General features: G+C 63.3%; 28 protein-coding genes and 1 tRNA gene. 18 read left to right on the top strand and 11 right to left on the bottom strand.

Features of this window, described 5'->3' with window-relative positions; translation table 11 throughout:
- The first annotated feature begins 39 nt into the window (after positions 1 to 39).
- The 9 genes from BKY26_RS05490 to BKY26_RS05450 all read left to right on the top strand — a co-directional run bounded on the left by BKY26_RS05490 (position 40) and on the right by BKY26_RS05450 (position 7,696).
- Positions 40 to 126, top strand: a tRNA-Leu gene (locus BKY26_RS05490).
- A gap of 219 nt (positions 127 to 345) precedes the next feature.
- Entirely contained in the window at positions 346 to 1,344 is a 999-nt protein-coding gene (locus BKY26_RS05485) for an AraC family transcriptional regulator (RefSeq protein WP_071689393.1), read from the top strand.
- Between the two features lie 121 nt (positions 1,345 to 1,465).
- Entirely contained in the window at positions 1,466 to 1,753 is a 288-nt protein-coding gene (locus tag BKY26_RS05480; RefSeq protein WP_071689392.1) for a DUF1330 domain-containing protein, read from the top strand.
- Between the two features lie 186 nt (positions 1,754 to 1,939).
- Positions 1,940 to 2,767 (top strand): NmrA family NAD(P)-binding protein, encoded by an 828-nt coding sequence (locus tag BKY26_RS05475; protein ID WP_071689391.1) that lies wholly within the window; start codon positions 1,940 to 1,942, stop codon positions 2,765 to 2,767.
- 65 nt (positions 2,768 to 2,832) lie between these two features.
- On the top strand, positions 2,833 to 3,342 hold the full coding sequence (locus BKY26_RS05470; RefSeq protein WP_071689390.1) for an anthrone oxygenase family protein: 510 nt from the start codon (positions 2,833 to 2,835) through the stop codon (positions 3,340 to 3,342).
- Between the two features lie 253 nt (positions 3,343 to 3,595).
- Positions 3,596 to 4,870, top strand: a complete 1,275-nt coding sequence (locus BKY26_RS05465) for an MFS transporter (protein WP_071689389.1) — start codon at positions 3,596 to 3,598, stop codon at positions 4,868 to 4,870.
- A 71-nt stretch (positions 4,871 to 4,941) separates the two neighbouring features.
- Complete coding sequence (gene pheS, locus BKY26_RS05460) at positions 4,942 to 6,006, top strand: phenylalanine--tRNA ligase subunit alpha (protein ID WP_071689388.1); 1,065 nt, start codon at positions 4,942 to 4,944, stop codon at positions 6,004 to 6,006.
- Positions 6,007 to 6,533: 527 nt separating this feature from the next.
- Complete coding sequence (locus BKY26_RS05455; RefSeq protein ID WP_071689387.1) at positions 6,534 to 6,947, top strand: hypothetical protein; 414 nt, start codon at positions 6,534 to 6,536, stop codon at positions 6,945 to 6,947.
- Positions 6,944 to 7,696 carry a type 1 glutamine amidotransferase gene (locus BKY26_RS05450; protein ID WP_071689386.1) on the top strand — a complete coding sequence of 251 codons (753 nt, stop codon included), beginning with the start codon at positions 6,944 to 6,946 and terminating at the stop codon, positions 7,694 to 7,696. Before BKY26_RS05455 ends, BKY26_RS05450 begins: the two co-directional genes overlap by 4 nt.
- Here BKY26_RS05450 and BKY26_RS05445 read toward each other — a convergent pair.
- A complete protein-coding gene (locus tag BKY26_RS05445; protein WP_071689385.1) occupies positions 7,693 to 8,322 on the bottom strand; it encodes an META domain-containing protein in 630 nt (209 codons plus the stop codon). The genes BKY26_RS05450 and BKY26_RS05445 overlap by 4 nt on opposite strands.
- Positions 8,323 to 8,469: 147 nt before the next feature.
- Between BKY26_RS05445 and pheT the strand changes: the two genes are divergently transcribed.
- Positions 8,470 to 10,890 carry a phenylalanine--tRNA ligase subunit beta gene (gene pheT / locus BKY26_RS05440; protein WP_071689384.1) on the top strand — a complete coding sequence of 807 codons (2,421 nt, stop codon included), beginning with the start codon at positions 8,470 to 8,472 and terminating at the stop codon, positions 10,888 to 10,890.
- A 92-nt stretch (positions 10,891 to 10,982) separates the two neighbouring features.
- Positions 10,983 to 11,429 carry a YtoQ family protein gene (locus BKY26_RS05435; RefSeq protein WP_071689383.1) on the top strand — a complete coding sequence of 149 codons (447 nt, stop codon included), beginning with the start codon at positions 10,983 to 10,985 and terminating at the stop codon, positions 11,427 to 11,429.
- Here BKY26_RS05435 and pdxR read toward each other — a convergent pair.
- Complete coding sequence (gene pdxR / locus BKY26_RS05430) at positions 11,399 to 12,823, bottom strand: MocR-like pyridoxine biosynthesis transcription factor PdxR (RefSeq protein ID WP_071689382.1); 1,425 nt, start codon at positions 12,821 to 12,823, stop codon at positions 11,399 to 11,401. The two genes, BKY26_RS05435 and pdxR, sit on opposite strands and share 31 nt — an antisense overlap.
- 84 nt (positions 12,824 to 12,907) lie before the next feature.
- Here pdxR and BKY26_RS05425 point away from each other — a divergent pair, with 84 nt between their 5' ends.
- Complete coding sequence (locus BKY26_RS05425) at positions 12,908 to 13,555, top strand: pyridoxamine 5'-phosphate oxidase family protein (protein WP_071689381.1); 648 nt, start codon at positions 12,908 to 12,910, stop codon at positions 13,553 to 13,555.
- Here the strand turns inward: BKY26_RS05425 and BKY26_RS05420 are convergent, their stop codons facing one another.
- Positions 13,556 to 14,254 (bottom strand): glutathione S-transferase family protein, encoded by a 699-nt coding sequence (locus tag BKY26_RS05420; RefSeq protein ID WP_071689380.1) that lies wholly within the window; start codon positions 14,252 to 14,254, stop codon positions 13,556 to 13,558.
- Between the two features lie 121 nt (positions 14,255 to 14,375).
- Between BKY26_RS05420 and mscL the strand changes: the two genes are divergently transcribed.
- Complete coding sequence (gene mscL, locus BKY26_RS05415; RefSeq protein ID WP_071689379.1) at positions 14,376 to 14,816, top strand: large conductance mechanosensitive channel protein MscL; 441 nt, start codon at positions 14,376 to 14,378, stop codon at positions 14,814 to 14,816.
- On the opposite strand, the gene BKY26_RS05410 is transcribed toward mscL, so the two are convergent.
- Positions 14,813 to 15,145, bottom strand: a complete 333-nt coding sequence (locus BKY26_RS05410; RefSeq protein ID WP_071689378.1) for an AzlD domain-containing protein — start codon at positions 15,143 to 15,145, stop codon at positions 14,813 to 14,815. The genes mscL and BKY26_RS05410 overlap by 4 nt on opposite strands.
- On the bottom strand, positions 15,142 to 15,837 hold the full coding sequence (locus BKY26_RS05405) for an AzlC family ABC transporter permease (RefSeq protein ID WP_071689377.1): 696 nt from the start codon (positions 15,835 to 15,837) through the stop codon (positions 15,142 to 15,144). The genes BKY26_RS05410 and BKY26_RS05405 overlap by 4 nt, the downstream gene beginning before the upstream one ends.
- Before the next feature lie 112 nt (positions 15,838 to 15,949).
- On the opposite strand from BKY26_RS05405, the gene mobA reads away from it, so the two are divergent.
- Positions 15,950 to 16,558 carry a molybdenum cofactor guanylyltransferase MobA gene (gene mobA, locus BKY26_RS05400; RefSeq protein WP_071689376.1) on the top strand — a complete coding sequence of 203 codons (609 nt, stop codon included), beginning with the start codon at positions 15,950 to 15,952 and terminating at the stop codon, positions 16,556 to 16,558.
- A 170-nt stretch (positions 16,559 to 16,728) separates the two neighbouring features.
- Here mobA and BKY26_RS05395 read toward each other — a convergent pair whose 3' ends face one another.
- The 5 genes from BKY26_RS05395 to argH all read right to left on the bottom strand — a co-directional run bounded on the left by BKY26_RS05395 (position 16,729) and on the right by argH (position 20,715).
- Positions 16,729 to 17,358, bottom strand: coding sequence for an MSMEG_1061 family FMN-dependent PPOX-type flavoprotein (locus BKY26_RS05395; protein ID WP_071689375.1), 630 nt, complete (start codon positions 17,356 to 17,358; stop codon positions 16,729 to 16,731).
- Positions 17,359 to 17,527: 169 nt separating this feature from the next.
- On the bottom strand, positions 17,528 to 18,556 hold the full coding sequence (locus tag BKY26_RS05390) for a hypothetical protein (RefSeq protein WP_071689374.1): 1,029 nt from the start codon (positions 18,554 to 18,556) through the stop codon (positions 17,528 to 17,530).
- A gap of 36 nt (positions 18,557 to 18,592) precedes the next feature.
- Entirely contained in the window at positions 18,593 to 19,063 is a 471-nt protein-coding gene (gene greA, locus BKY26_RS05385; protein ID WP_071689373.1) for a transcription elongation factor GreA, read from the bottom strand.
- Positions 19,064 to 19,180: 117 nt separating this feature from the next.
- A complete protein-coding gene (locus BKY26_RS05380) occupies positions 19,181 to 19,327 on the bottom strand; it encodes an argininosuccinate lyase (protein WP_071689372.1) in 147 nt (48 codons plus the stop codon).
- Positions 19,324 to 20,715, bottom strand: a complete 1,392-nt coding sequence (argH, locus tag BKY26_RS05375; protein ID WP_071689371.1) for an argininosuccinate lyase — start codon at positions 20,713 to 20,715, stop codon at positions 19,324 to 19,326. Before argH ends, BKY26_RS05380 begins: the two co-directional genes overlap by 4 nt.
- 28 nt (positions 20,716 to 20,743) lie before the next feature.
- On the opposite strand from argH, the gene BKY26_RS05370 reads away from it, so the two are divergent.
- Complete coding sequence (locus BKY26_RS05370; RefSeq protein WP_071689370.1) at positions 20,744 to 21,304, top strand: TlpA family protein disulfide reductase; 561 nt, start codon at positions 20,744 to 20,746, stop codon at positions 21,302 to 21,304.
- Positions 21,305 to 21,389: 85 nt separating this feature from the next.
- Here the strand turns inward: BKY26_RS05370 and BKY26_RS05365 are convergent, their stop codons facing one another.
- Complete coding sequence (locus BKY26_RS05365) at positions 21,390 to 21,977, bottom strand: DNA-3-methyladenine glycosylase I (RefSeq protein ID WP_071689369.1); 588 nt, start codon at positions 21,975 to 21,977, stop codon at positions 21,390 to 21,392.
- Between the two features lie 126 nt (positions 21,978 to 22,103).
- Between BKY26_RS05365 and BKY26_RS05360 the strand changes: the two genes are divergently transcribed.
- From BKY26_RS05360 to phbB, 3 genes are all read left to right on the top strand, one after another.
- Positions 22,104 to 22,937: an EAL domain-containing protein gene (locus BKY26_RS05360; protein ID WP_071689368.1), complete on the top strand. Its 834-nt coding sequence runs from the start codon at positions 22,104 to 22,106 to the stop codon at positions 22,935 to 22,937.
- A gap of 168 nt (positions 22,938 to 23,105) precedes the next feature.
- A complete protein-coding gene (locus BKY26_RS05355) occupies positions 23,106 to 24,281 on the top strand; it encodes an acetyl-CoA C-acetyltransferase (RefSeq protein WP_071689367.1) in 1,176 nt (391 codons plus the stop codon).
- A 162-nt stretch (positions 24,282 to 24,443) separates the two neighbouring features.
- Complete coding sequence (gene phbB, locus BKY26_RS05350; RefSeq protein WP_071689366.1) at positions 24,444 to 25,169, top strand: acetoacetyl-CoA reductase; 726 nt, start codon at positions 24,444 to 24,446, stop codon at positions 25,167 to 25,169.
- Positions 25,170 to 25,202: the final 33 nt, after the last annotated feature.

Here is a 25,202-nt window from a genome sequence, read left to right as displayed (position 1 = left end):
GTCCCCGGCAGTGGCGATATCTGCCCCGTCACGACACCTGCCCAGGTGGCGGAATTGGTAGACGCGCTGGCTTCAGGTGCCAGTGACCGCAAGGTCGTGGAGGTTCGAGTCCTCTCCTGGGCACCAAAGTCCCCCGACAAATTATTGCATTAGATGCGTGGTGTTAGGTGTGGCTTATCTGTCCCTCGCTTGCATCCGCCTTCTCACGCACGTCGTGCGCTAGAATCCTACCCGCCGGATGCGCAAGCACTTCCGTTTGCCGCCGCCGGCACTTGGAACCCGGGTGAAGCGTGCCGCGCTTTCGCTAGGCTTGGATCGCGCTTCAGACCGGATTAGTCTTGCACCATGGGTCAGGTAACGTCTCTTTTTGCCAGAAAGGTTGTGGGCGTCGCGGGTAATGCCGTCGATGCCCGGACGGTGCTAGACTCCGTCGGTCTGGATGTCGATGGCCCGCTAGACCCTAAACGGATGCTCGATGACGATGATTATTACGGCATGATCGAGCTGATGGCTGAGCAAATGGATATAACGCCTTTGCCATTGATTGTTGGCGAGGCGATGCGAACCGACGAGTACGGCGCGCTTGGCCTTGCGTGGAAGGCTGCGCCCAATTTGCTTGGCTCTTTCTCTCGTGTGGCACGGTATTGGCGCCTTTGGACCAGCGTCACGCAATACGAGTTGATGCAGACCCCTCGGGGAATGCTGTTTGTGCAGCGTCGGGAAGGCGTCCGCCGACTCGGCCTGCGCATTTCGGTTGAGGCGACAATGGCGAGCGCCGTCTCGCTCGGCCGGCAAGTATCACCGCGCCCGTTTTCACCGATCGAAGTCTATTTCCGGCATCCGGCGCCAAGGACAATCGAACATCACGAAGCCTATTTTGGTTGTCCCGTGCATTTCGGTGCGGACAGGGATGCGATGCTTCTGTCCCATCAGTCCCTTTCCGAGCCGAATATCCTTGGGGATGAAGGCATCACGGCGTTTCTCGTTTCTCACCTTGATCAGGAACTGGCGCAGATCGACGATACGCCCGCCTTGCATACACAGACCAAGGGCGAAATCGCCCGCGCGCTGAGTGAAGGCCTGCCCAAGATGGGAGACATCGCGCGCAGGCTGGGCCTGAGCGCCCGATCCTTTCACCGACGCCTTGCCGAACATGGTCTCAGCTTTCAGACCCTGACCGAAGAAACCCGGCGCGAGATCGCCACGGCCATGCTGCAGGAAGAACGCTATTCGCTGTCCGAGATCGCGTTCCTCACCGGGTATTCCGAGCAAAGCGCCTTCAACCGCGCCTTCAAGCGATGGATGGGCGTGACACCGGCGGCCTATCGGAAATCTCTTGGATAAGGGCCTTGCGACACGCCCCATTGGCGGCGGATGTCAAAACCTTGGCAGCCGCGGTGAATACCGGTGCCCCTCGGGCGGTCTAATTCCTGGTCATCATCAGCTTGATCCAAGGAGACAGAACATGACCGCACTTATCGTTGCACGTTTCGACGTAAAGAATGCCGACAAGATGGATGCCTATGCCACTGCGGCGGGTCCGACCGTGCTTGCCCATGGGGGTGAGTTTGTTGCCATTGGTGACAAGGTCAGCGCGCTGGTCGGGGACGAAAAAAAGCACTCCATCGCCATTGTCAGCTTTCCCGACGCCGCCGCGGCCAAGACATGGTTTGCCTCGCCTGAATACACCGCCTGCAAGCCTCTGCGTGAAGAAGCCGCGGACATGCAATTCACGCTGTATGAAACCGAATGAACACATCAGGTCAGAGTGACCGAGAAGGACGGCGTTGGGCATTCCAGCGCCGTTTTTCTTTTGTGGCAACATCCTGCCCGCGATCCGATTGGCAGCGGATGTCAAAACCATGGCAGGCGCAGTCAATACCCGCAGCCCCCGGTCTTTCTAAACCTTGGTCATCAACCAGACCCAAGGAGACAGAACATGACTGACCAACCCATTCTCGTTATCGGTGCCACCGGAAAAACCGGCTCCCGCGTTGCCAGCAAGCTCGAAGCAAAAGGCGTCGCCGTGCGGCGCGGTGCCCGGCGGTCCGAGACCCCCTTCGATTGGGAAGACCCAGCCACATGGGCACCCGTTCTGGCTGGCGTTTCCAAAGCCTATGTCACCTATTTCCCCGACCTGGCCTTCCCGGGTGCTGTCGAGAAGCTGGAGGCCTTTACCAAAGTTGCACGCGAAAGCGGGCTTCAACACATCGTCCTGCTGTCCGGCCGCGGCGAGCATTTCGCCACCCTGGGCGAAGAGATCGTCCGCAATTCGGGCCTGCCCTATACCATCGTGCGGGCGGCCTGGTTCGCGCAGAATTTCAGCGAAGGATATCTGCGTGACCCGATCCTGGGCGGCGTTCTGCCAATGCCCGGCGGTGACATCAAAGAGCCAATCATCGACATTGACGACATCGCCGACGTGGTGGTCGCGGCCCTGACGGAAGACGGGCATATCGGCGCGCGCTACGAAGTCACCGGCCCGCGCCTGATGACATTTGCAGAGATGGCCGAGGTGCTGTCCACGACGCTGGATCGTCACATCCAGCATATCCCGATTACGTTTGAAGACTTTCACGCCAATGTCGCGGCCGCCGGTGGCGACTTCGTGGCCGAGGTCTTTACGCAGATCGCCCGCGAAACGCTGGATGGACGTAACGCCCACACGGCAGATGGTGTCGAGCGCGCCCTGGGACGCAAGCCTCGCGACTTCACCGAATTTGCGCAGACCGCAATGACCGCAGGCGCCTGGTCTGCCGCCGCCTGACCCTCACAATTCGCGGCTGGAGGCATCGCTGTCCTGCCGCGCCACCCCAATCAGGAGTTCCGACAATGTCGACTGCTTTCTACTTTCTCATGCAATTCTCAATCCTCGCCTATGCCCTCGTGGGCGGCGTGTTCCTGGCCTTTTCCGATTTCATCATGCGGTCGCTCGCGCAGACCGGCGGCCATGGCGGCGTCGAGGCCATGCAAGTCATCAATCGCGAAGTGTTTCGCTGGGTCTTCATGACGCTGTTTCTTGGCATGGCTGCCGTTTCGGTCGCCGTCGCGGCTTATGGTGGCTTTGGGCTCACGGGCCCGGCGGGGGCGCTGATCATGGCGGCCGGGCTGGTCTACCTGATCGGATGTTTCGGCGTCACGGTTTTCTTCAACGTTCCCATGAACGAAGCCCTTGCCGGGATGGAGACGACCTCGGGCACCGCACGCGAGTACTGGATGCAGACCTACGTGCCGTGCTGGACCTTCTGGAACTCCGTTCGGACGGTTGCCTGCGTTGTGTCCGCCGCGCTGCTTCTTCTGGGGCTTCTCTGGATGACCCAATCGCAGTCAACGACCGCGTGATGCGCATTCTCAACACGGCAGTGCGTGCCGTTCACGCGCTGCCCGAACACTCCGGGTGACACGTGGCAAGAGCAACACAGGGGGGGCACCACGCACATGAAGATCCTGAAAAGGGTCAAGACCCTCGTGCTGCAAGTCGGGCTTTCTCATGCAGTGGTGTTCAGAGATCCGCTCTTCAACTTGGAAGGCTGACCGACACAAAACCGTGACGGCTCTTCTTTCCCCAAACCGTGAATGGCCCTAGTCTGACCCCATGTATCGCCAGCTCGTTCCCATCAGTGCCCTCCTCCTCGGTTCGGCCCTTCTGCTGTTCGCGGGTGGCATCAACAGCCTGATCCTGCCCGTGCGCGGATCGGCCGAGGGGTTTTCCACCGCCGCGCTCGGCTTTCTGGGCACCGGATGGGCCATCGGTTATGTCCTGGGTTGCCTCTACATCCCGCGCCTCGTGGCCTCGGTCGGCCATATCCGCACCTTCGGGGTGATGTGCGCCGTCGCCTCCATCGCCATTCTCAGCCAGGCTCTTGTGGTCGAGGCCTGGGCCTGGATCCCGGTGCGCGCGGTTTCGGGCTTCAGCTTCGCGGGCGCGGCGATGATCGTGGAAAGCTGGCTCAATGACCGGGCCGAGCCGACCACGCGGGGCCGCATCTTCGCGATCTATTCCATGGTCAACCTCGCGGCCAGCACGGCGGGCCAGATGGTGATCGCGCTTGGCGACGCGTCGGGCTTTCTGTTCTTCGCGCTTGGCGCGATCTTCTACAGTCTCGCGCTGATCCCCACGGCCATTTCCACCTCGCAGACGCCTGCGCCGCTGACAACCGTGCGGCTTGACCTGCGCGCGCTGTGGCGCAACTCGCCCGTCGCTGTGATGGCGGTCTTTCTTGTGGGCATCTCGAACGGGGCGTTTGGCACGCTCTCGGCGGTTTATGCCGACCGGGTCGGGCTCGACCTGTCCTCAATCGCGCTCTTTGCCAGCCTGCCGGTGTTGGCGGGCGCGGTGGCGCAGATCCCGTTCGGCATCCTCTCGGACCGGATGGACCGGCGTAAAGTTCTGGTGCTGACGGGCCTTCTGGCGCTTGCCGCCGACGGCACCTTCGCCCTGTTGCAGCCGACCGACCAGATGCTGAACCTGATCCTCGCCAGTGTCTTCGGCGCGGCGATCTTCGCCATGTACCCGATCATCGTGGCCCATGCGAATGACCACGCGCCGCCGGGCACCTCGATCCAGGTCTCGGGCGGTCTGTTGATGGTCTATGGTCTCGGGGCCATCGCCGGACCGCTACTGGCGGGCTGGGTCATGGGGCCGCTCGGGCCGCGCGGGCTGTTCATGACTACCATTGCCGCGCATGTGGTGATGATTGCCTTCACGCTCTGGCGGATCAGCCGCCGCGCCGCCGTGGCCGAGGAAGACAAGGGCGATTTCCAGCCCTCGGTCCCGGCCCGCATCACCACACCCGAAACCGCCGTGCTGCAGGATGGTGAGGATGAGGCCGAGCCGCTGCCCTCCGAAGACCCCCCCGAAACCCCCTGACAGGCGTTCCCCGCTTGCATTCCGCGCCCCCTCTGGCTAGCAGTCTTGCCGAAGCGACGAAGGGCGAGACCATGGACGATTTGCGCGAAAAGTACCTCAAAGCCATTGCCGATGTGGCCGATGAGGCGGGGCTGGAGGATCTGCGCGTGCAGGCCCTTGGCAAGAAGGGTGAGATCAGCCTGCAGATGCGCGAGTTGGGCAAGATGACGCCCGAGGAACGCCAGGTCGCGGGTCCGGCGCTGAATGCGCTGAAGAACGAGGTCAATTCCGCCATCGCCGCACGCAAGGCCGCCCTTGGCGATGCTGCCCTGAACGAACGGCTGCGCGGCGAATGGCTCGACGTGACGCTGCCCGCCCGCCACCGCCGTCAGGGCACCATCCACCCGGTCAGCCAGGTCACCGAAGAGGTCACCGCGATCTTCGCCGATATGGGCTTCGCCGTCGCCGAAGGCCCGCAGATCGAAACCGACTGGTATAATTTCGACGCGCTGAACATCCCCGGCCACCACCCCGCGCGGGCCGAGATGGACACGTTCTATACGCACCGCAAAGAGGGCGACAATCGCCCGCCCCACGTGCTGCGCACCCACACTTCCCCGGTGCAGATCCGCTACATGGAACAGCACGGCACCCCCTGCCGCGTGATCGCGCCGGGCCGCGTCTACCGCGCCGATTATGACCAGACCCACACGCCGATGTTCCATCAGGTCGAGGGGCTGGCCATCGACAAGGACATCTCCATGGCGAACCTGAAATGGGTGCTGGAGGAATTCTTCTCGGCCTATTTCGGTGCCAAGGTCAAAACCCGCTTCCGCGCGTCCCACTTCCCCTTCACCGAACCCTCGGCAGAGGTCGATATCCAGTGTTCCTGGGAAGGCGGCACCGTGAAGGTGGGCGAGGGCGACGACTGGCTGGAGGTGCTGGGGTCGGGCATGGTCCACCCCCATGTGCTGCGCTCCGCCGGGGTTGATCCGGACCAGTGGCAGGGCTTTGCCTTCGGCATGGGCATCGACCGGATTGCCATGCTGAAATACGGCATCCCGGATCTGCGCGCGTTCTTCGATTCAGATCTGCGGTGGCTGAGGCATTACGGCTTTGCCGCGCTCGACGTGCCGGCGGTGCATTCGGGGGTGTGAGGTCCATTCCGTCAAGTGGTTCGGTTGGATGGGTGTTCACCCGATACTGCCGTGAATAACTCAACCGCGCGGAATCAAGGCCGTCAGGCCGCCGCGCATCGCCGGGCCGCCCCCCGGCACGGCGATTTGACTGCCACCTCCGCGACGCTCCGATCTCACGCGGAACTGGCCAACATAAACCGCCCCGCACCACCGCGGGGATCGCCGCACCGCGGCCCGCCAATGCGCGGTTTCGACCCCTGACACCCGCACTCCCTCCGATCCATCGCACCCACCTCTCACCCCGCGCGGAGGAAGGGCCTTCGAAGGCCCTTTCAAAGAGGTTTCGAAACCTCTTCCCCGCGCCAGCGGACAGGGCGCGCCCCAAATCCGAACCCGTCCCCAAATCGCCGTTTCGTCTGCACAGGGGGTGTACGGGGGGTGCACGGGGGGTGTACGCATGGCACCCCCCTCTTTTCGGGCATTCCGCGCTTTGCCAAACCCGCATCCCGCGCTAGGCTTCCCCGTCCCCAACCCGGAGCCTGACCATGCTGAAATCCCTCACCGCCGCCGCCCTCTCCCTGACCCTCGCCACCCCTGCGCTGGCCGATGAGGTCTGGTCCTCCGAGACCGGGGAAATCGTCTATCTCGCCGATGAATACGGGGCCGCGATCCTCAGCTTTTCCGACTATGGCGGCCTGCCGGGAGAGCTGGTTTTCCCCGGTCTTGCAGGCAATTTCACCGATCGCGGCGTGCATCACGGCTACTGGGTCGGCCAAAGCGACATGCAATGCGCCGCAGCCCTTGGCCGCCCCGGTGGCATGACCAGCCTGACCTGGGGCCGCGCCGTCATTGCCTTTGATGAAATGGGCTTTCCGTCCGCCTTCACGGTGCTTCTGGGCGATTGCGACGAAGACCTGACGCGGTCGCTCCGGGCCGAGCCCATTGTCGGTGGCCAATGAAGATCCTGATCGTCGATTCCAATCCGCCCGATCTGCCCATAGATGATGTGCAAACCTTTCAGGAGGTTTTGCAAGCCGTTGATCCTGCGATGGAAATCACGGTGATCAACCCCTATGCCGATCCCGCAGTGCGCCCGGATCTTGAGGGCGTGGACGGTGTGATCTTCACCGGATCGGGCGTGGATTGGGGCGTGGATGACCCCCGCGCCGAGCCGCTGCGCGCCGTGGCCCGCGCGGTGTTTGATGCCAAACGCCCCGCCTACGGTTCCTGCAATGGCATGCAACTGGGCGCGTATATGTTCGGCGGTGCGGTCGGCACCTCGCCCAATGGCCGCGAAGACGGGCTTGCGCGGGATATCCGGCTGACCGACGCGGGCCGCGACCATCCCTTTCTGGCGGGGCGTCAGGATGGCTATGCGGTGCCGTGCGTGCATCGCGACGAGGTCACGCGCCTGCCACAGGGCGCGGTTTTGCTGGCGGGCAATGCCCATTCTCCGGTGCAGGCCTTTGCCTATGAACAGGACGGGCAGCGGTTCTGGGGGGTGCAGTATCACCCCGAGATATCGCCGCGCTTGATGGCCACGATCCTGCCGCATGTAGGGGACTACCCGGAGGCGATGTGCGAGGCGTTCCGACGGGCCGAAACAGATGCGGGCGCGGCCCGCCAACTGGGGGCCGCGCCCGGTGATTTGCAGCCGAATCAACGGGTTACCGAGATCCGGAACTGGCTGGCCAGCCTGTCTGCTTAGGGCGCGTCAACGCGCAGAGCGAACTCGGCCAGCTTGTCGCCTTCTCCATCCAGCAGCACCAGCATCTCGGGCCCCATGGCCACGAGCGAGGCGCTGTCCAGAACCCGCATGAAGGCGTTTTCCAGATCGCCCAGGGGACCAAGGCAGCCCATCTGGGTCATGCCGTATTCCGCCGAGGAGATCGTGCCGTCATGCATGGTCAGCTCGCCAAAGATGCGGTTGCAGCCGGCATAGGCGCTGAACGAGCCGTCGATATCGACGTTGAACTCGGTCACGGCCAGAAGTTCCGGGTCAAACACCAGCGGGTTGGCTTCGTCATCCATGATCTCGGCCAGGGTCCAGTCGCCTGCAAAGGGGATGGGCTCGGCCTCTTCCACCAGAACCGGCGGTTCCAGCGGCAGATCGGGGGCGGGGCGGTCAAGCAGGGCAGCCTGCGGAAACCGCTCTGCCGCCATCTCACGGATGAAGGCCTCGGCCATGCCGAAGGCGGACCCTTGCGGCATGGGATGCGCAAAGGCGGAGGGGCCGGGGAAATGACCCTGCTGGATGATCACCATGTCCGCATGGGCAGCGGGCGCGGCGAGAAGGGCCGCCAAAGCGGCGGCACGGAACGTAAGGGGGCGCATGAATTCTCCTTTCAGTTGGGGTGCAACCCCCGCATCATCGCTTGTGGGTCGGTTCCGAATGGCTCAGGGTTCAATCTGCGCCCGCCGCTTCCATTCCGCCCGCAACTGCGCTAAGCGCGGGCGGGACAGACGCAAGGGACGAAAACGATGAAATTCACCCTCTCCTGGTTGAAGGACCACCTGGACACCACCGCCTCGCTCGATGAGATCTGCGAGGTGCTGAACGATATCGGGCTGGAGGTCGAAGGGGTCGAGGATCGCGCCTCGCGTCTCAAGGAATTTACCCTCGCCAAGGTCACCCATGCGGAAAAACACCCGGAGGCCGACCGGCTGCGCGTGTGCAAGGTGGAGACCGACGAAGGCGAGATGCAGATCATCTGCGGCGCCCCCAATGCGCGCGCCGGGATCACCGTGGTTCTGGCCAAGCCGGGCAGCTATATCCCCGGTCTCGACATCACCATCGGCGTTGGCAAGATCCGTGGGATCGAGAGCTACGGCATGATGGCGTCAGAGCGCGAGCTGGAACTGTCGGACGAGCATGACGGCATCATCGAGCTGCCCTCGGGCGAGGTGGGTGACCGTTTCGTCGACTGGCTGGCCGCCAATGACCCGGCCAAGGTCGACCCGGTGATCGAGATCGCCATCACCCCCAACCGGCAGGACGCGCTTGGCGTGCGCGGCGTGGCCCGCGACCTGGCCGCGCGCGGCCTTGGCACGCTGAAGCCGCTTGATGACGTGACCGTACCGGGCCAGTTTCCTTGCCCGATTGGGGTCAGCATCGACACCGATACGCTGGACGACTGCCCGCATTTCACCGGCCGCCTGATCAAGGGCGTCAAGAACGGCCCCTCGCCCCAATGGTTGCAGGACCGGTTGCGCGCCATCGGGCTGCGCCCGATCTCGGCCCTGGTCGATGTGACGAACTTCTTCACCTACGATCAGAACCGCCCGCTGCATGTCTTCGATGCAGACAAGGTCAAGGGCAACCTGCGGGTGCACAAGGCTGCGGGCGGTGAGACGCTGGTCGCTCTGGACGACAAGGAATACACCTTCGCCGCTGGCCAGATTGCCATTTCCGATGATGAAGCTGTGGAAAGTATCGCGGGCATCATGGGCGGCGATCCGACCGGCTGTACCGAAGAAACGGTCAATGTCTTCCTCGAAAGCGCATATTGGGACCCGATCCGCACCGCCTATACGGGCCGCGACCTGAAGATCCATTCCGACGCGCGCTACCGTTTCGAACGCGGCGTGGACCCGGACTACACCCTGCCGGGGCTGGAAGCGGCGACCAAGATGATCCTCGATCTGTGCGGCGGCGAAGCCTCCGAGGTCGTGGAGGCGGGGGCGGCCCTCCGGACCGCAAGAGCCTATTCCCTGGACACCGCGCGGGTGATCAGCCTTGTGGGCATGGAGATCCCGAAAGAGGAACAGGCGCGCATCCTGACTGCGCTCGGCTTTTCGGCCACCGGCGCGGGCGATGTGCTGGAGGTCTGGGTGCCGTCCTGGCGGCGGGATGTGCAGGGCGAGGCGGACCTTGTGGAAGAGGTCGCGCGGATAGCCTCGCTGACCAAGCTGGAACCGCAGCCGCTGCGCCGCCCCAAGCCCGGCGTACCGAAGGCCGTGCTGACGCCGATGCAGCAGCGGGAACGTGCGGCGCGGCGAACCGTGGCGGCGCTTGGCTACAACGAATGCGTGACCTACAGTTTCATCGACAAGGCCTCGGCGGCACTGTTTGGCGGCGGCACGGATGACGTGATGCTGGAGAACCCGATTTCCAGCGAGATGAGCCATATGCGCCCTGCGTTGCTGCCGGGCCTGTTGCAAGCCGCCGCCCGCAACCAGGCGCGCGGGTTCATGGACCTGGCGCTGTTCGAGGTCGGCGCGGCCTTCCATGGTGGCGAACCCACGGAACAGCATCTGCAGGTCGCGGGCCTGCTGATCGGCCAGAGCGGCCCGCGCGATCCGCACGGGTCCCGCCGCGCTGTCGATCTCTTCGACGTGAAGGCAGATGTAGAGGCAGTGCTGGCCGCCATGGGCGCGCCTGCCAAGGTGCAGATCCTGCGCGATGGCGATGGCTGGTGGCATCCGGGCCGTCACGGGCGCATTTGCCTTGGCCCGAAGAAGACCCTTGGTGTGTTCGGCGAACTGCACCCCAAGGTGCTGGCGGAGATGGATGTGAAGGGGCCGGCGATGGCCTTCACCCTGTTCCCTGAGGAAATCCCCATGCCGCGCAGCGCTGGCGCGAGCCGGGGCGCGCTGGACATGGCTGATCTGCAGGCGGTTGAACGCGATTTCGCGTTCGTGGTCGATGCGGGCGTTGAGGCGGTGAACCTTGCCAATGCGGCTGCAGGGGCTGACAAAAAGCTGATCGAGGATGTGCGCATCTTCGACGAGTTCACCGGCGAGAGGGCCGAGGCGCAGATGGGGGCGGGCAAGAAATCCGTCGCGCTGAGCGTCCGGATGCAGCCGCGTGACAAGACGCTGACCGAAGAAGAAATCGAGGCCGTGGGTGCGAAGATCGTCGAGAAGGTCGCGAAAGCCACGGGCGGGGTGCTGCGGGGCTGACAGGTTTCGCCGCGCGTCGCGCGTCGATCCGCGGGGGGCGCTGCCCCCCGGACCCCCCGAGGTATTTGGGCCAAGATGAAAGGGAGATCGCAATGCTGAAAGTCTACCTGTCCGGAGAGATCCACACCGATTGGCGCGAGCAGATTGTTGCGGGGGCCGAGGGGTTGGACGTGGTGTTCTCTGCGCCTGTTACGGACCATGAGGCCAGTGACGATTGCGGTGTGGCGATCCTGGGCGCGGAAGCGGACAAGTTCTGGCATGACAACAAGGGCGCCAAGCTGAATGCCATCCGCACCCGGCGAGGGATCGAGCAGGCGGATGTGGTCGTTGTGCGCTTCGGTGAGAAATACAAGCAGTGGAACGCAGCCTTCGACGCGGGCTATGCGGCGGCGCTTGGCAAATCGGTGATCGTGCTGTCGATGCCCGAGCATCAGCATGCGCTGAAAGAGGTGCATGCGGCAGCGCTGGCGGTGACGTCCGAGCCACGGCAGGTGGTCGAGATCTTGCGCTACGTTCTGACGGGCGCTTTGCCATCCTGAAGCACGCAGGCGAGGCGCTGAACGGCGTCTTCCAGCTGGTCTGTTGAAAAGCCTGCATATCCCAATACCAGCCCCTGCGGGCCGTCGTCCCCCGGCCAATAGGCGGAAAGGGCGCGGAGGGTCAGGCCGGCATTCGTAGCGCGCCGTGCAATCTCGGCGTCGCTGATGCCTGAAAGCGCGGGCCCGAGGCGGCAGACGAGGTGCATGCCGGACGGGTCCGGATCCGCGCGCAGGTGGTCGGGCAGGTGCTGGGACAGGGCCGAAAGCAGCACCTGCTGCCGGTCCGCATAGACCCGGCGCATCCGGCGCAGATGGGTGGCGAAGGCGCCGCTCTCCATGAACTCCGCCAGTGCCGGTTGCGGTACCAGCGAGGCGCGCGGGCCGGTTTGCGCGAGCGCCCTTCGAACGGGGTCGACCAGCGGCGGCGGCAGCACCATGTAGGCCAATCGCAGGGCCGGAGAGATCAGCTTGGAGAAACTGCCCACATAGATCGTCTGCCCTGCCCCGAGCGACATGAGCGCGGGCAGGGGGGTGCCGGTGTAGCGAAACTCGCTGTCGTAATCGTCTTCGATGATCCAGGCGGTGTTGCGGGTGGCCCAAGATAGAAAGGCCAGACGGCGGGGCAGGGGCATCGTGTGGCCCAATGGGTAGTGACGCGAGGGGGTGATGATGGCGGCACGGGCCGCTGTCGTCTCTGGCAGTAGGGCGCCGCCCTCATCGACCGCCATGGGCACCAGGGAAAGGCCAGCCCCTGACAGGGCGGCCCGCATCGGGGCGAAGCCGGGTTGCTCGACCAGGACCCGGTCACCGCGCGTCATCAGGCTGCGGGCGAGGAGTTCGAAGGTTTCGGTCGCGCCCGAGGTGATCACCACCTGCCCCGGATCACAGTCGATCCCGCGCCATGCCTTGAGGTGGGCGGCGATAGCTGCGCGCAGGGCGGGCCAGCCAAGCGGGTTCGGGGCAGAGAGCAGATCGGGATGCGGGTGCCGCCACGCCCGGTCGAGATGGCGCGCCCAGGTTGCGTGGGGCAGCAGCGTCATGTCGGGGATGCCGGGGTGAAAGGGCCGGTAGGGCTGCGGCGGGTCGGGTCTGGGCAGCGGGGTCGGATCGGGTGGTGCCAGATGTGGCAGGTCCTTTGCCACGAAGCATCCGGCGCCCTGTTTGGTTTCCAGATAGCCCTCTGCCACCAGCTGATCCACTGCGGTGAGGGTGGTCTGGCGGGACACGGACAGATCCTTTGCCAATTGGCGGCTTGCGGGCAGGCGCGCACCGGGCGGGGCCTGGCCTGACAGGATCAGGCGGCGCAGGGCCTCGGTCAGCTGGATATGCAGCGGCTCTGTCGTGGTTCGGTCGAGGCTGATGGCCAGCAGGGCTGCATCCAGATTGGTCTGCATCTATTCAGTATAATTGGATATTCAGTGCAGACCAATTGCATGGCACATCCCCCCTGACAAGTCAGTTTTCAGGAAAGACGCACCATGACACTGGAGATCACCCCGCGCACCCGCCTGCGCCGGTCCCACGAACGCGGGCATTTCGACCGGAACACCATCAATGCCATCCTCGACGCGCAGCCCATGTGCAGCGTCGGCTATGTGATCGACGGGCTGCCCTATGTGACGCCCACCTTTCAGTGGCGCGAGGGCAATCACGTCTATTGGCACGGCTCCAGCGCCAGCCGGGCGATCCGGGCCAGCAAGGGGGCGGAGGTTTGCCTGACGGTCTCGATTCTCGATGGGTTCGTGATGGCGCGGTCGGGTATGCACCACTCGGCCAATACGCGGTCGGTGATGCTATTCGGCGCGGCCTTCGTGGTGCCGGATGACGACAAGGAGGCGCGGCTGTCGGCCTTCATCGACGGGCTCTGGCCGGGGCGGGCGGCGCAGCTCAGGCCGAACACGGCGCAGGAACTGAAAGCAACGACGGTTCTGGGGATGGAGATCGCCGAGGGCAGCGCCAAGATTCGTACCGGCATGCCGGTCGATGATGACGAGGACTATGCCTTGCCGATCTGGGCCGGGGTGATCCCGATGGAAACGCGGGCCGGTCCCCTTCAGCCCGACCCGCAGAACCTGCCGGGGGTGGAGCCGCCCGCGCACCTGACCGATTACCGCTGGAAGGCGTGATCAGTCGCGCGGCGGCGTGACCAGCCCGATCTGCACGGCGGGTCGGGCCAGGAACCGGTCCAGATAGGCGATACAATTGGGGAAATCCCACCATCCCACGGCCTCTCTCGCGCCATACATATCGAGGATACGCAGCCAGGGGCCGGTGGCGATATCGGCGATGGAATAGTCCCCACACAGCCACTCGCGGCCGTCCAGACGCTGTTCAACCACGGACAGCAGCCGCCGGGTTTCGGCGATGTAGCGATCCTTGGGGCGCTTGTCGTCGATTGCCTTACCGTCCCCGCGGTAGAAATACCCAAGCTGCCCGAACATCGGCCCGATGCCCCCCATCTGGAACATCAGCCATTGCAGGATATCAAGCCGCTCCGGGGTGCTGCTTCCGATCAGCTTGCCCGTCTTTTCCGCCAGATAGATCAGGATCGCCCCGCTTTCGAACACGCCAACGGGCTGTCCGTCGGGGCCATCGGGGTCGATGATCGCGGGGATCTTGCCATTGGGGTTGAGCGTCAGGAATTCAGGGCTCTTCACGTCCTCTGGTTTCAGCGTGACCTTGTGCGCCTCGTAGGGCAGGGCCAGCTCCTCCAACGCGATGGAGATCTTGACGCCATTGGGCGTGGGAAAGGCGTAAAGCTGGATCGCATCGGGGTTGGTGGCGGGCCAGCGGGCGGTGATCGGGAAACGGGACAGATCGGCCATCGGGTATCCTGTTTGTCGCTTGAAGTCTGTCGGATTTCTCAAGACAAACAACTGAAGATTGTGTCAATTATTCTTCACCATCGGGCAGAGCGCCCGCAATTGTACAAAGGGAAGCAGGACAATGCTGAAAGAGTTCAAGGATTTCATTGCGCGCGGCAACGTCATGGACATGGCTGTCGGGATCATCGTCGGCGCGGCGTTCACCGCGATCGTGAAGTCACTGGTCGATGACCTGATCCAGCCATTTATCGGGCTGTTCACCGGCGGGATCGACTTTTCCAACCTGTTCTACACCATGGGCGGCGGCGACTATGCCACGCTGGAAGCCGCGCGAGAGGCCGGGGCCGCGACCTTTGCCTATGGGGCCTTCATCATGGCGATCATCAATTTCCTGATCATCGCCTTCGTGGTGTTCATGCTGGTGCGCTCGATCAACAAGATCAAGGAAGCCGCCGAGAAGAAGGAAGAAGAAGCCGCGCCGGAGCCCGCTGCCGATCCCGGCCCGAGCGAGCTGGATATCCTGATCGAGATCCGCGACTCGCTGAAAGCGCGCGAAGGTTAAACCCCAAGAGCCTGCAGGGCGAAGAGCGCCGCAAGCCCGGTTGCAATCGTGGCGATGGCGTTCTTGGTCCAATAGCCCACGGCAAGGGCAAGAATGGCGGCGGTCAGGCGGGCAGGGTCCGTTTGGCCGCCGGTTGCGTTTGGCCACAGTACCATGGGTGTGACAAGCGCGGGCAGGATCGCCACGGCGGTATAGCGCAGGTGGCGCAGCAGCCAGTCGGGCAAGTCCCGGTCGCCAAGGAGGCCGAGAAAGGAAAAGCGGATCGTGAAGGTGCCCACGCCGAGCGCCACGATGATGGTCCAGATGGTGGCGTCGCTCCACCCCGTCATTTCGCCATCCTCCGTTCCAGCTCGGCCCCCACGATCATGCCGCCCGCGCCCGCCAACAGGATCCACAGGCTGTAGGGCACCCCTTGCAGCAGGATCGCCAGGATAATCGCGGTGACGGCAGCGGCCACATGCGGCAAGGTGCGCAGCGCCGGGGCGAAGAAGGACATGAAGGCCACCGGCACGGCAAAGTCGATGGACAGTCCTGCCGGGATCGAGGCCCCAAGCACCGCACCGATCCAGGTGGCCAGGTACCACGGAAAGCAGATTACGGTGGCGGTGCCCATGTAGAAGCCGACCTTCTCGGACAGCGTCAGGGCAGGCTTCGCCTCGTATTCCATATGCGACAGCGCATAGGTGCCATCGACGTTGAAATAGGCAATGAGGATGCGCTGCCAGCCCGGCGCAGGCCCCAGATGCGGGGCAAGGCTGGCCGCATACATGGCCATGCGCAGGTTCACGGCCAGGGCCGAGGCCAGTACAATGAGCGTCGGCGCCTGTTCCTGCATCAGCTGCACGGCGGTGAACTGGGCCGCGCCCGCGATGATGACCACGGAAAAGCCCATGACTTGCGCCAGGTTCAGCCCGGCCTCGGTCCCGACGACGCCGAACAGCATCCCGAACGGGGCCACGACCAGAAGGAAGGGCAGGGCCGCGCGGATGCCGCGCCAATAAGCAGTGGTGGAGCTTGCCATGAGAGAGCCTTAGGATAGAGCCTGATACCGCCATTACCGGGGCTGAGGCGAAGAAGCAAATGATGGTCTGTGATCCTGACCTATTCCGTCACGTGATTTCCGCGGGGCCGTCATGAAACAACCCGTCGGTGTGATCCTGGCCGGGGGGCAGGCGACCCGCATGGGCGGCGGCGACAAGGGCCGCTTGCTGCTTGGGGGACGGTCGCTCCTGTCCCGCGTGATCGAGCGGACCGCGCCCCAGGTTGCGGCCCTTGCGCTGAACGCGAATGGGGATCTGACACGCTTCGCCGACCTTGGCCTGCCCGTGTTGCCCGATCCGGTCGCGGGCTACCCCGGCCCCCTCGCTGGAGTGCTGGCGGGGATGGAGTGGGCGGCGGCTCAGGGTGCCGATCATGTGGTGAGCGTGGCCGCCGACACCCCCTTCCTGCCCGAAGACCTCGTCCCGCGCCTGCTGTTGGCGGCTGAAGGAGGGGCACCCGTCGTGCTCGCAAGCAGCGTTGTCGAGGGGCGAGAGATGCGCCACCCCACCTTCGGCCTGTGGTCGGTTTCTTTGCGAGACGCCTTGCGGGAGGCGTTAGACAGAGGCGAACGCAAGGTCGGGCTGTGGGCCGAACAGCAGGGTGCGGTGCTGGCACGGTTCCCATCCGGCCCCGTGGACCCGTTCTTCAACATCAACACGCCGGAGGATTTGGAGCGGGCGGAGGAATGGGGGGAGCGGTGAGTGAGTGCTCAAGGGTGACAGAACCCTGACAAATCTACCTCGGTTCTGCCGGGGGGTTATGTCTCTGCCAACAGCTTGATGTCAGGTCGGGCAGATGGTCGTGCCAAAAACGACCATTTTTGACACGCAGGTCGTGGCAAGGGGTTTTTGGCAAACCTTTGATACCAAGATCAGTACAGTCGTGTTTCCCGATCTCGATCATGGTTGCCCTGCACTTGTTCGAGGGATTCTTCAGTATCGACGGTTGATTTGACCCACTGAGCCAAGCTGGGTGCATCCTGTGCATGTTCCCATGTGTCAGGTGACCAGAGCTTCGAGCGAACCAACGACTTCGAGCAGTGCATGAAGACCTGTTCCACATCGACCACCAGAACGAGGTCGGGCAGCCGCCCGTTGATTTCGAAGCGTTCGCGCAGTGCTTCGTCAGCGGCAATGCGTCCGCGCCCGGCGATCCGTAGCGTTTCCTTGTGGCCGGGAACGAGGAACAACACCCCAACCCGGTCATCAATCAAGAGGTTCTCGAAGGTATCCGCGCGATGATTTCCTAGCCGGTCAGGCACGAGGAGAGTCTTGTCATCGTACACATGCACAAAACCTGGCGCGTCACCTTTCGGGGAGACGTCGTGACGGTCTTCAACACCAGCCGAGGAAATGATTACGTAAGGCGATCGAGCAATGAACTCCCGCGCCACGTCGTTGACGCGGTCGAGGTCTTTCTTGCTTGCATTGCCCTTCCACTCCGGGATGATCTCTCGGAGCCTTCTCTGGCTCGTTACGGGGTCGGACAATTCAAGCGGCATCCAGCTCTCCTACGATTTTCAGACGAGTTTGCTGAATTACCGCGCACTTGTCACGCGGCGCGCTGATTTGGACAGAACTCAACCATTGCTGTCACTGGCGGAAACCACCGTTTTTGCCGTTCCCCCTACCAGTAATGATCTGGCTATCAGAACCACCCAACACCCCAAATCAATCAAACGTCCCGGTCACCCGGCCGAGCAGCATGAAGGCGCGGGCGGTGCGGGTTTCGGACATCTGGGCGATCTCTTCGTCCGTGGCGTTCTGCTCGAAGTCCACCAATGTGCGGTCGAACTGGCGCAGGAAATGGTGGACCGCGTCGCGGAAGACCGGGTCTTGCTTCATCCGGCCCGCTGACAGGGCCAGCGAAGACCGGTCGCGGATACCGCCAAGCGCCGCCACCGCCTTGCCGCGATCGCCCTTGGCGAAGCGCCGCCACATTTCCGGCTTGGCGCGGTCGGGGCGCAGGTCATCCATGTAGATGCCGTCCTGTGACAGAAGTGTCAGCGCGTCCTGGCTGGCGCGGATGAGCTTCTTGGTGGAGGGATCCTGAAGCGCCCGGCGCAGGGTGCGGAAGCCTTCCTTGTCGTGCTCGTTTTCCGGGAAATTCAGCGCCTTGATGAAATCAGCGATGGAGATCGGATCGTCCAGAGCCTCTGCCGGAGTGCCAAAGCCGAAGCTTGGCTGTGGTGTCTCGGGCTGCGGCGCCGGGTGAGCCACGGCAGCGCGGTCTTCGGCGGGTTCCACCGGTTTACGCAGGCTGGTGAAGGTGGCCTGGGCCGGTTCTGCACTGCGCTGCGCCTCGACGATCTCGGTCAGCTTGGCGACAAGGGCGGGCTTGATCTCGACCGCATGCCGCTGCTGCTGCGCCACATAGGCGGCACGCATGGCATCTATGGCGCTTTGCAGGCGGGCGGCTTCCTCTCTCATGATCTTGGCGGTCTTGGCGGCAGAGGCCGCGACCCAGATCAGCGCAATGGGCATGAAGATCGCCATCATCAGCATGGTGACTTCCAGGGGCGTGCCGCCAAGCCCCGCGAAGGCCGACAGGTCGGTGCCGTAGAAGAACCACGCCACGCCAGCAAGCCAAAGCGCCGAAAGCACCAGTGCCATGACCTCGACCGTCGTGATCCGCGGGGTCATGCGTTCCTGAGAGTAGATGCCCAGGTCCAATGAGGTCGGGTGCTTTTCGTCTGCCATAACCACCAAGTTCCGCGTAGAGGCAGCGCGATGATACTAGATGTAGGAGATCTTGACGATCTCGTAATCCTTGCTGCCGCCCGGCGTCTTCACCTCGACACTGTCACCTTCCTCTTTCCCGATCAAGGCGCGGGCGAGGGGGGAGTTGATGTTGAGCAGACCTTTTTCGATATTCGCCTCAGCCTCGCCCACGATCTGGAAGGTTTTCTCCTGCTCGGTGTCCTCGTCGACCAGTTCCACGGTCGCGCCGAACTTGATCGCCCCGGACAAGGTTTTGGGGTCGATGACCTGCGCGAGGCTGATCAGCCCCTCCAGCTCCTTGATGCGGCCCTCGATGAAGGACTGCTTTTCACGGGCCGAGTGATATTCCGCATTCTCCGACAGATCCCCGTGCTCGCGCGCCTCTGCAATGGCGGCGATGATGGCCGGGCGTTCGACGGTCTTGAGCGTCTTGAGTTCGGCGTCGAGGGCTGAATAGCCCGTGGGGGTCATCGGAATCTTGTCCATAGGATGTACGCTACTGTCCCTGTGTTATGCGGCGTCTCAAGGCTTGGACGATATGGGGCCTCAGCCCGCAGTTCAACGGCAAAGGTGATAATAATGGCTGCGAAAACTCGGGCGGCGTCAGTTGCCCCCCGCAACCCCGATCTCGACGGTCCCACTGATCGAAATGCCGGGCTCCGGGCGCGGTTCCGGGTGGGTGGGGCTGCCATCGACGCCGCAGGCGGTCAGAAGGGCCGTGATCATCAGGGCGGGGATCAGGCGGGTCATGCGAGGGCTTCCTTCCAGCGGGTGATTTGCGCGCGCACCTGAGCGGGTGCCGTGCCACCATAGGACATTCTTGACGCAACGGAATTGTGCACGCCCAATACGTCGAACACATCGGCGGTGATCTGCCCATTGACGGACTGCATGTCGGCAAGGCTCAGGTCCGGCAGGTCGCAACCCTTGTCCTCGGCCAGCTTCACGAGCGCGCCGGTCACGTGATGGGCATCGCGGAACGGCATGTCGAGCACGCGGACAAGCCAGTCGGCAAGGTCAGTCGCGGTGGAGAAGCCGGAGCCTGCCGCCGCTTCCAAGTTAGCCACGTTCGCGGTCATGTCGCGCACCATGCCCTCCATCGCGGCAAGCGCGAGGGCGAGGTTGTCGGCGGCGTCAAAGACCTGTTCCTTGTCCTCCTGCATGTCCTTCGAGTAGGCCAGCGGCAGGCCCTTCATGACAGTCAGCAGCGCCACGTTGGCCCCGAGGATGCGCCCGATCTTTGCGCGGATCAGTTCCGCCGCGTCAGGGTTCTTCTTCTGCGGCATGATCGAGGAGCCGGTGGAAAACCGGTCGCTTAGCGTCACGAAGCGGAATTGCGCGGAGGACCAGATCACCAGCTCTTCCGCCATGCGGGAAAGGTGCATGGCGCAGATCGTGGCGGATGACAGGTACTCCAGAGCGAAGTCGCGGTCGGACACGGCGTCGAGCGAGTTCGCCGCAGGCCGGTCAAAGCCAAGCGCCGCCGCCGTCGCCTCCCGGTCGATGGGGAAAGACGTGCCCGCCAGAGCCGCCGCGCCCAGGGGACATTCGTTCATCCGCTTGCGGGCGTCTGCGAAGCGCGAGCGATCACGCGCAAACATCTCCACATAGGCCATCATATGGTGGCCCCAGGTGACAGGCTGCGCCGTCTGCAAATGGGTAAAGCCGGGCATGACCCAATCCGCCCCGGCCTCGGCCTGCCCGATCAGCGCCTGCATCAGCGCCGTCAGCCCCGCCATGGCCGCATCCATCTGGTCGCGCACCCATAGCTTGAAATCCGTCGCCACCTGGTCATTCCGGCTGCGCGCGGTGTGCAAACGGCCAGCAGGTTCGCCCACGATTTCTTTCAGCCGCGATTCCACGTTCATGTGGATGTCTTCCAAGGCCGTGGAAAACTGGAAGGTGCCACCCTCGATCTCTGACAAGACCGTGAGCAGCCCTTCCCGGATCGCTTCCGCATCACTATCAGTGAGGATACCCTGAGCGGCCAACATGGCCGCATGAGCACGAGACCCGTCGATGTCCTGTTTTGCCAATCGCTTGTCAAACCCGATCGAGGCGTTGATCGCCTCCATGATCGCGTCCGGTCCAGCGGCAAAGCGGCCGCCCCACATTGCGTTCGAGCTCTTGTTCGACATGGATCCGTATAACCCCGGAGGAAAGTGAATGTTCCGTCTTGTCCGACTTGCCCCGCTCTACATGGCCTTGTGCCTGGGTGCAAATGCCGTTGCTGCCGACGGGGTTGAGGATCTTCTGGCCGGAGACATGCGTGCCATGGTGCTGCATGACGAGCCGCAAGCGGTGCCCGGGGTCAGCTTTACGGATGTGGAAGGCACCGAAATGACGCTGGCGAGTTTCGAAGGCCGCTTCGTGGTGTTGAACTTCTGGGCGACGTGGTGTGCGCCGTGTCGGGAGGAGATGCCGTCGCTGAATGCGCTGCAGCAGCAGTTGGGCGGTGATGAGTTTGCCGTTGTGACGATTGCCTCCGGGCGCAATCCGATCCCTGCGATCAATCGGTTCTTCGAAGAAGAGGGCGTAACAGACCTGCCCGTCTATCTCGACCCGCGCCAGACCATGTCGCGCCAGATGGGGGTGCTTGGTCTGCCGATCACGGTGGTGCTGAACCCCGAGGGGCAGGAGATCGGGCGCCTGCGCGGTGACGCGGATTGGGCCAGCGACGAGGCGATTGCGCTGCTCACGGCCTTGATGTCTGGCGAAGACGGGTGATCGGGGCGCGGGGAAGGGCTTTGGAAAGCCCTTGAAAGCGCCTTCGAAGGCGCTTGGCACGGCGCTTCGAAGCGCCGTTGTTGCGCTAGATGTCCGCGTTGCGTGCCAGGTCCGCCACGCGCGCATGGCACGGGCAGGTCACCATGTGGTCATTCACCATCCCAACCGCCTGCATGAAGGCATAGACGATGGTCGGCCCGCAGAACTTGAACCCGGCCTTCTTCAGGTCCTTCGACAGCCGCTCGGAAGTCGGGGTCGAGGCCGGGACCTGGTTCATCGCCATCCAGCGGTTCTGAATGGGCGATCCGCCCACATAGCTCCACAGGTAGTCCGAAAATCCCTGCTCGGCTTCGATCCGCTGCCACGCCCGCGCGTTCCCGATGGTCGCCTCGATCTTGCCGCGATGGCGGATGATGCCCGTGTCCTGCAACAGCCGCTCAACCTCCGGTTCACCCCACTCCGCGATCACGTTCGGATCAAACCCGGCGAAAGCCGCGCGGAAATTCTCCCGCTTTCGCAGGATCGTGATCCAGGCCAGCCCGGCCTGAAACCCGTCGAGAATCAGCTTCTCGAACAGCGCCCGGCTGTCCCATTCCGGCACACCCCATTCCTCGTCGTGATAGGCAACGTATAGAGGGTCGGTTCCGGGCCAGGTGCAGCGAGTATCTGCCATCCTCTTGTCCTCCATGGGGAAAATGCGATGAGTCGGCTTTTCTCCAAATTAGAACAAAATGAGAAAATTCACCATGGCTTAACTGTTGCGGCTGCATGGTGGCGCGGTCTGTTGAAGGAGGCTGCCATGCGGGGGCGCAAGCGTAGGAAACTCGTTGATGCGGGTCAGGAAAGCCCATTGGATTTCGCGGTGCAAAGCCGGGACCGGAACACCATGACCATGGTGCGCGAGGCGCTGGACCGGGGCGATGCGGTGCTGGCCTATCAGCCGGTCGTGCAGGCCGCGAACCCGCAGACCGTGGCCTTCTACGAGGGGTTGATTCGAATCTTAGATGAAACCGGCCGGGTCATTCCCGCCAAGGAGTTCATGGGGGCTGTCGAAACACAGGAACTGGGGCGGGAAATCGACTGCGCCGCGCTGCGCGCCGGGCTGCGTGCGTTGCGCCAGACGCCGTCGCTGCGCCTGTCGATCAACATGTCCGCCCGGTCGATCGGCTATCCGAAGTGGAAGCAGATCCTCAATCGCGGGTTGTCCTCCGATCCCAAGATCGCTGAACGCCTTATCCTGGAGATCACGGAAAGCTCTGCCATGCAGATGCCGGAACTGGTGACCACCTTCATGTCGGACCTGCAGGACAAGGGCATTGCCTTCGCGCTGGACGATTTCGGCGCAGGCTACACCGCCTTTCGATATCTGCGGGAATTCTATTTCGACATCGTCAAGATCGACGGCCAGTTCGTGCGCAACGTCCATTCCGATCCCAACAATCAGGTTCTGATGGAGGCGCTGATTTCCATCGCCACCCATTTCGACATGTTCACCGTGGCGGAAACCGTGGAAAACGGGGCCGAGGCCGGGTGGCTCGCCCAATCGGGAATCGACTGTCTTCAGGGGTATTTCTTCGGGGCGCCGAGCCTGACCCCGCCCTGGCTGGCGGACAAGGCGGCCACCGGCACCTGACCTTCCGTCAGCACAATCACCGATTGATCAGCACTGCAGCATGAGACACCGTGTCAGTTGTGACGTATACAAAGGGACACTATGACCCTGCGTAACCGCAACCTTTCCGTCGCGCCGAGTCGGGCCCGCCCGTCCGGATGACTCGAAGAAATCGAAAAGGGATCTGACATGACCAATGTTGTCATCGCCTCCGCTGCCCGGACTGCCGTCGGCAGCTTCCTCGGCTCCTACGCCAACACCCCCGCCCATGACCTCGGAACCGTTGTTCTCAACGCTTTGGTCGAGCGCGCGGGCGTAGACAAATCCGAGGTCTCGGAGACCATTCTCGGTCAGGTTCTGACTGCAGGTCAGGGCCAGAACCCCGCTCGTCAGGCTCATATCAATGCGGGCTTCCCGCAGGAAAGTGCGGCCTGGGGCATCAACCAGGTCTGTGGCTCGGGCCTGCGGGCCGTGGCACTGGCCGCGCAGCATATCATGTTGGGCGACGCGTCCATCGTGGCCGCTGGCGGTCAGGAAAACATGTCGCTTTCGCCCCATTGCGCTGCGCTGCGGCAGGGCCAGAAAATGGGCGATATGAAGTATATCGACACCATGATCCGCGACGGGTTGTGGGACGCGTTCAACGGCTACCACATGGGGCAGACCGCTGAAAACGTTGCTGAACAGTGGCAGATCAGCCGCGACATGCAGGACGAATTCGCAGTTTCCAGCCAGAACAAGGCCGAAGCCGCCCAGAAGGCCGGCAAGTTCGCGGATGAAATCACGCCCGTGACGATCAAGACCCGTAAGGGTGACATCATCGTCGACAGCGACGAGTACATCCGCCACGGCGCCACCATGGAGGCCATGCAGAAGCTGCGCCCGGCCTTCACCAAGGACGGGTCCGTCACCGCTGCCAACGCCTCCGGTCTCAATGACGGCGCAGCCGGTGCCCTGCTGATGTCCGCTGACGAGGCCGAGAAACGCGGCATCGAACCGCTGGCGCGCATCGCCTCCTACGCCACCGCCGGTCTCGACCCGCGGATCATGGGCGTCGGCCCGATCTACGCGTCCCGCAAGGCGCTGGACAAGGCGGGCTGGAAGGTTGAGGACCTCGATCTTGTGGAAGCCAACGAAGCCTTTGCCGCACAGGCCTGTGCCGTGAACAAGGATATGGGCTGGGATCCGGCCATCGTGAACGTGAACGGTGGCGCCATTGCCATCGGCCACCCGATCGGCGCCTCCGGTGCGCGCGTCCTGAACACGCTGCTCTTCGAGATGCAGCGCCGCAATGCCAAGAAGGGCCTTGCAACACTCTGCATCGGTGGCGGCATGGGCGTGGCGCTTTGCGTCGAGCGTCCGTAATCGTCAGGGGCCAGTGAAAACATAACAAGGGCGCCCGCAGAGGCGCCCTTCTTCTTCAGGGATCTTCGCAGCTGCGGCAAAACAACCGCGAAACAATATTGCGCACACCGCAGCAAATGAATAACAGAGTTACCAACCGAACACACCAGATTGGAGAAGACCATGGCAAAAGTTGCACTCGTCACCGGCGGCACCCGCGGCATCGGTGAAGCCATTTCCAAGGCGCTCAAGGCCGAAGGCTACGAGGTCGCCGCCACCTATGCCGGCAATGACGAAAAGGCCGCCGCCTTCACCGCCGAAACCGGCATCAAAACCTACAAATGGGACGTGGCCGACTACGATTCGTCCGCCGCTGGCATCGCCCAGGTCGAGGCCGATCTTGGCCCCGTCGATGTCGTTGTCGCCAATGCGGGCATCACCTGGGACGGCTTCTTCCACAAGATGACCCCTGAACAGTGGAACAAGGTCGTTGCCACCAACCTCACCGGTGTGTTCAACACCGTGCGCCCGGTGTGGCCCGGCATGCGGGAACGCAAATTTGGCCGCGTGATCGTGATCAGCTCGGTCAACGGGCAGAAGGGTCAGGCCGGTCAGGTCAACTACGCCGCGACCAAGGCCGGTGACATCGGCATCGTCCGCTCGCTGGCACAGGAAGGCGCGCGCGCTGGCATCACCGCCAATGCCGTCTGCCCCGGCTATATCGGCACCGAAATGGTCCGCGCGATCCCCGAGGAAGTGCTGAACAAGAACATCATCCCACAGATTCCCGCCGGCCGTCTGGGTGAGCCGGAAGAGATCGCGCGCTGCGTTGTGTTCCTGGCCTCCGATGACGCGAGCTTCATCAATGGCTCGACCATCTCGGCCAACGGTGCACAGTTCTTCAGCTAAGCGCTGTAACCCCGCAACACAGGCCCTTGCCCT

The organism is Nioella sediminis, from assembly GCF_001879695.1.
GTDB classification, from domain to species: Bacteria; Pseudomonadota; Alphaproteobacteria; order Rhodobacterales; family Rhodobacteraceae; genus Nioella; species Nioella sediminis.
This window is presented reverse-complemented; position numbering and strand designations above follow the sequence as displayed.

What these genes read in the sequence shown, in the direction of transcription:
- BKY26_RS05410 (WP_071689378.1), bottom strand. Translation starts at nt 15,145, where the DNA reads ATGACGGGGTGGAGCGACGCCACCATCTGGACCATCATCGTGGCGCTC.
- pheS (WP_071689388.1), top strand. Translation starts at nt 4,942, where the DNA reads ATGGACGATTTGCGCGAAAAGTACCTCAAAGCCATTGCCGATGTGGCC.
- BKY26_RS05445 (WP_071689385.1), bottom strand. Translation starts at nt 8,322, where the DNA reads ATGCGCCCCCTTACGTTCCGTGCCGCCGCTTTGGCGGCCCTTCTCGCC.
- BKY26_RS05395 (WP_071689375.1), bottom strand. Translation starts at nt 17,358, where the DNA reads ATGCCGCTTGAATTGTCCGACCCCGTAACGAGCCAGAGAAGGCTCCGA.
- BKY26_RS05390 (WP_071689374.1), bottom strand. Translation starts at nt 18,556, where the DNA reads ATGGCAGACGAAAAGCACCCGACCTCATTGGACCTGGGCATCTACTCT.
- BKY26_RS05450 (WP_071689386.1), top strand. Translation starts at nt 6,944, where the DNA reads ATGAAGATCCTGATCGTCGATTCCAATCCGCCCGATCTGCCCATAGAT.
- BKY26_RS05480 (WP_071689392.1), top strand. Translation starts at nt 1,466, where the DNA reads ATGACCGCACTTATCGTTGCACGTTTCGACGTAAAGAATGCCGACAAG.
- BKY26_RS05455 (WP_071689387.1), top strand. Translation starts at nt 6,534, where the DNA reads ATGCTGAAATCCCTCACCGCCGCCGCCCTCTCCCTGACCCTCGCCACC.
- BKY26_RS05355 (WP_071689367.1), top strand. Translation starts at nt 23,106, where the DNA reads ATGACCAATGTTGTCATCGCCTCCGCTGCCCGGACTGCCGTCGGCAGC.
- mscL (WP_071689379.1), top strand. Translation starts at nt 14,376, where the DNA reads ATGCTGAAAGAGTTCAAGGATTTCATTGCGCGCGGCAACGTCATGGAC.
- greA (WP_071689373.1), bottom strand. Translation starts at nt 19,063, where the DNA reads ATGGACAAGATTCCGATGACCCCCACGGGCTATTCAGCCCTCGACGCC.
- BKY26_RS05425 (WP_071689381.1), top strand. Translation starts at nt 12,908, where the DNA reads ATGACACTGGAGATCACCCCGCGCACCCGCCTGCGCCGGTCCCACGAA.
- BKY26_RS05470 (WP_071689390.1), top strand. Translation starts at nt 2,833, where the DNA reads ATGTCGACTGCTTTCTACTTTCTCATGCAATTCTCAATCCTCGCCTAT.
- BKY26_RS05365 (WP_071689369.1), bottom strand. Translation starts at nt 21,977, where the DNA reads ATGGCAGATACTCGCTGCACCTGGCCCGGAACCGACCCTCTATACGTT.
- pdxR (WP_071689382.1), bottom strand. Translation starts at nt 12,823, where the DNA reads ATGCAGACCAATCTGGATGCAGCCCTGCTGGCCATCAGCCTCGACCGA.
- BKY26_RS05435 (WP_071689383.1), top strand. Translation starts at nt 10,983, where the DNA reads ATGCTGAAAGTCTACCTGTCCGGAGAGATCCACACCGATTGGCGCGAG.
- BKY26_RS05360 (WP_071689368.1), top strand. Translation starts at nt 22,104, where the DNA reads ATGCGGGGGCGCAAGCGTAGGAAACTCGTTGATGCGGGTCAGGAAAGC.
- BKY26_RS05465 (WP_071689389.1), top strand. Translation starts at nt 3,596, where the DNA reads ATGTATCGCCAGCTCGTTCCCATCAGTGCCCTCCTCCTCGGTTCGGCC.
- BKY26_RS05405 (WP_071689377.1), bottom strand. Translation starts at nt 15,837, where the DNA reads ATGGCAAGCTCCACCACTGCTTATTGGCGCGGCATCCGCGCGGCCCTG.
- BKY26_RS05420 (WP_071689380.1), bottom strand. Translation starts at nt 14,254, where the DNA reads ATGGCCGATCTGTCCCGTTTCCCGATCACCGCCCGCTGGCCCGCCACC.
- BKY26_RS05485 (WP_071689393.1), top strand. Translation starts at nt 346, where the DNA reads ATGGGTCAGGTAACGTCTCTTTTTGCCAGAAAGGTTGTGGGCGTCGCG.
- BKY26_RS05380 (WP_071689372.1), bottom strand. Translation starts at nt 19,327, where the DNA reads ATGACCCGCCTGATCCCCGCCCTGATGATCACGGCCCTTCTGACCGCC.
- argH (WP_071689371.1), bottom strand. Translation starts at nt 20,715, where the DNA reads ATGTCGAACAAGAGCTCGAACGCAATGTGGGGCGGCCGCTTTGCCGCT.
- BKY26_RS05475 (WP_071689391.1), top strand. Translation starts at nt 1,940, where the DNA reads ATGACTGACCAACCCATTCTCGTTATCGGTGCCACCGGAAAAACCGGC.
- mobA (WP_071689376.1), top strand. Translation starts at nt 15,950, where the DNA reads ATGAAACAACCCGTCGGTGTGATCCTGGCCGGGGGGCAGGCGACCCGC.
- pheT (WP_071689384.1), top strand. Translation starts at nt 8,470, where the DNA reads ATGAAATTCACCCTCTCCTGGTTGAAGGACCACCTGGACACCACCGCC.
- BKY26_RS05370 (WP_071689370.1), top strand. Translation starts at nt 20,744, where the DNA reads ATGTTCCGTCTTGTCCGACTTGCCCCGCTCTACATGGCCTTGTGCCTG.
- phbB (WP_071689366.1), top strand. Translation starts at nt 24,444, where the DNA reads ATGGCAAAAGTTGCACTCGTCACCGGCGGCACCCGCGGCATCGGTGAA.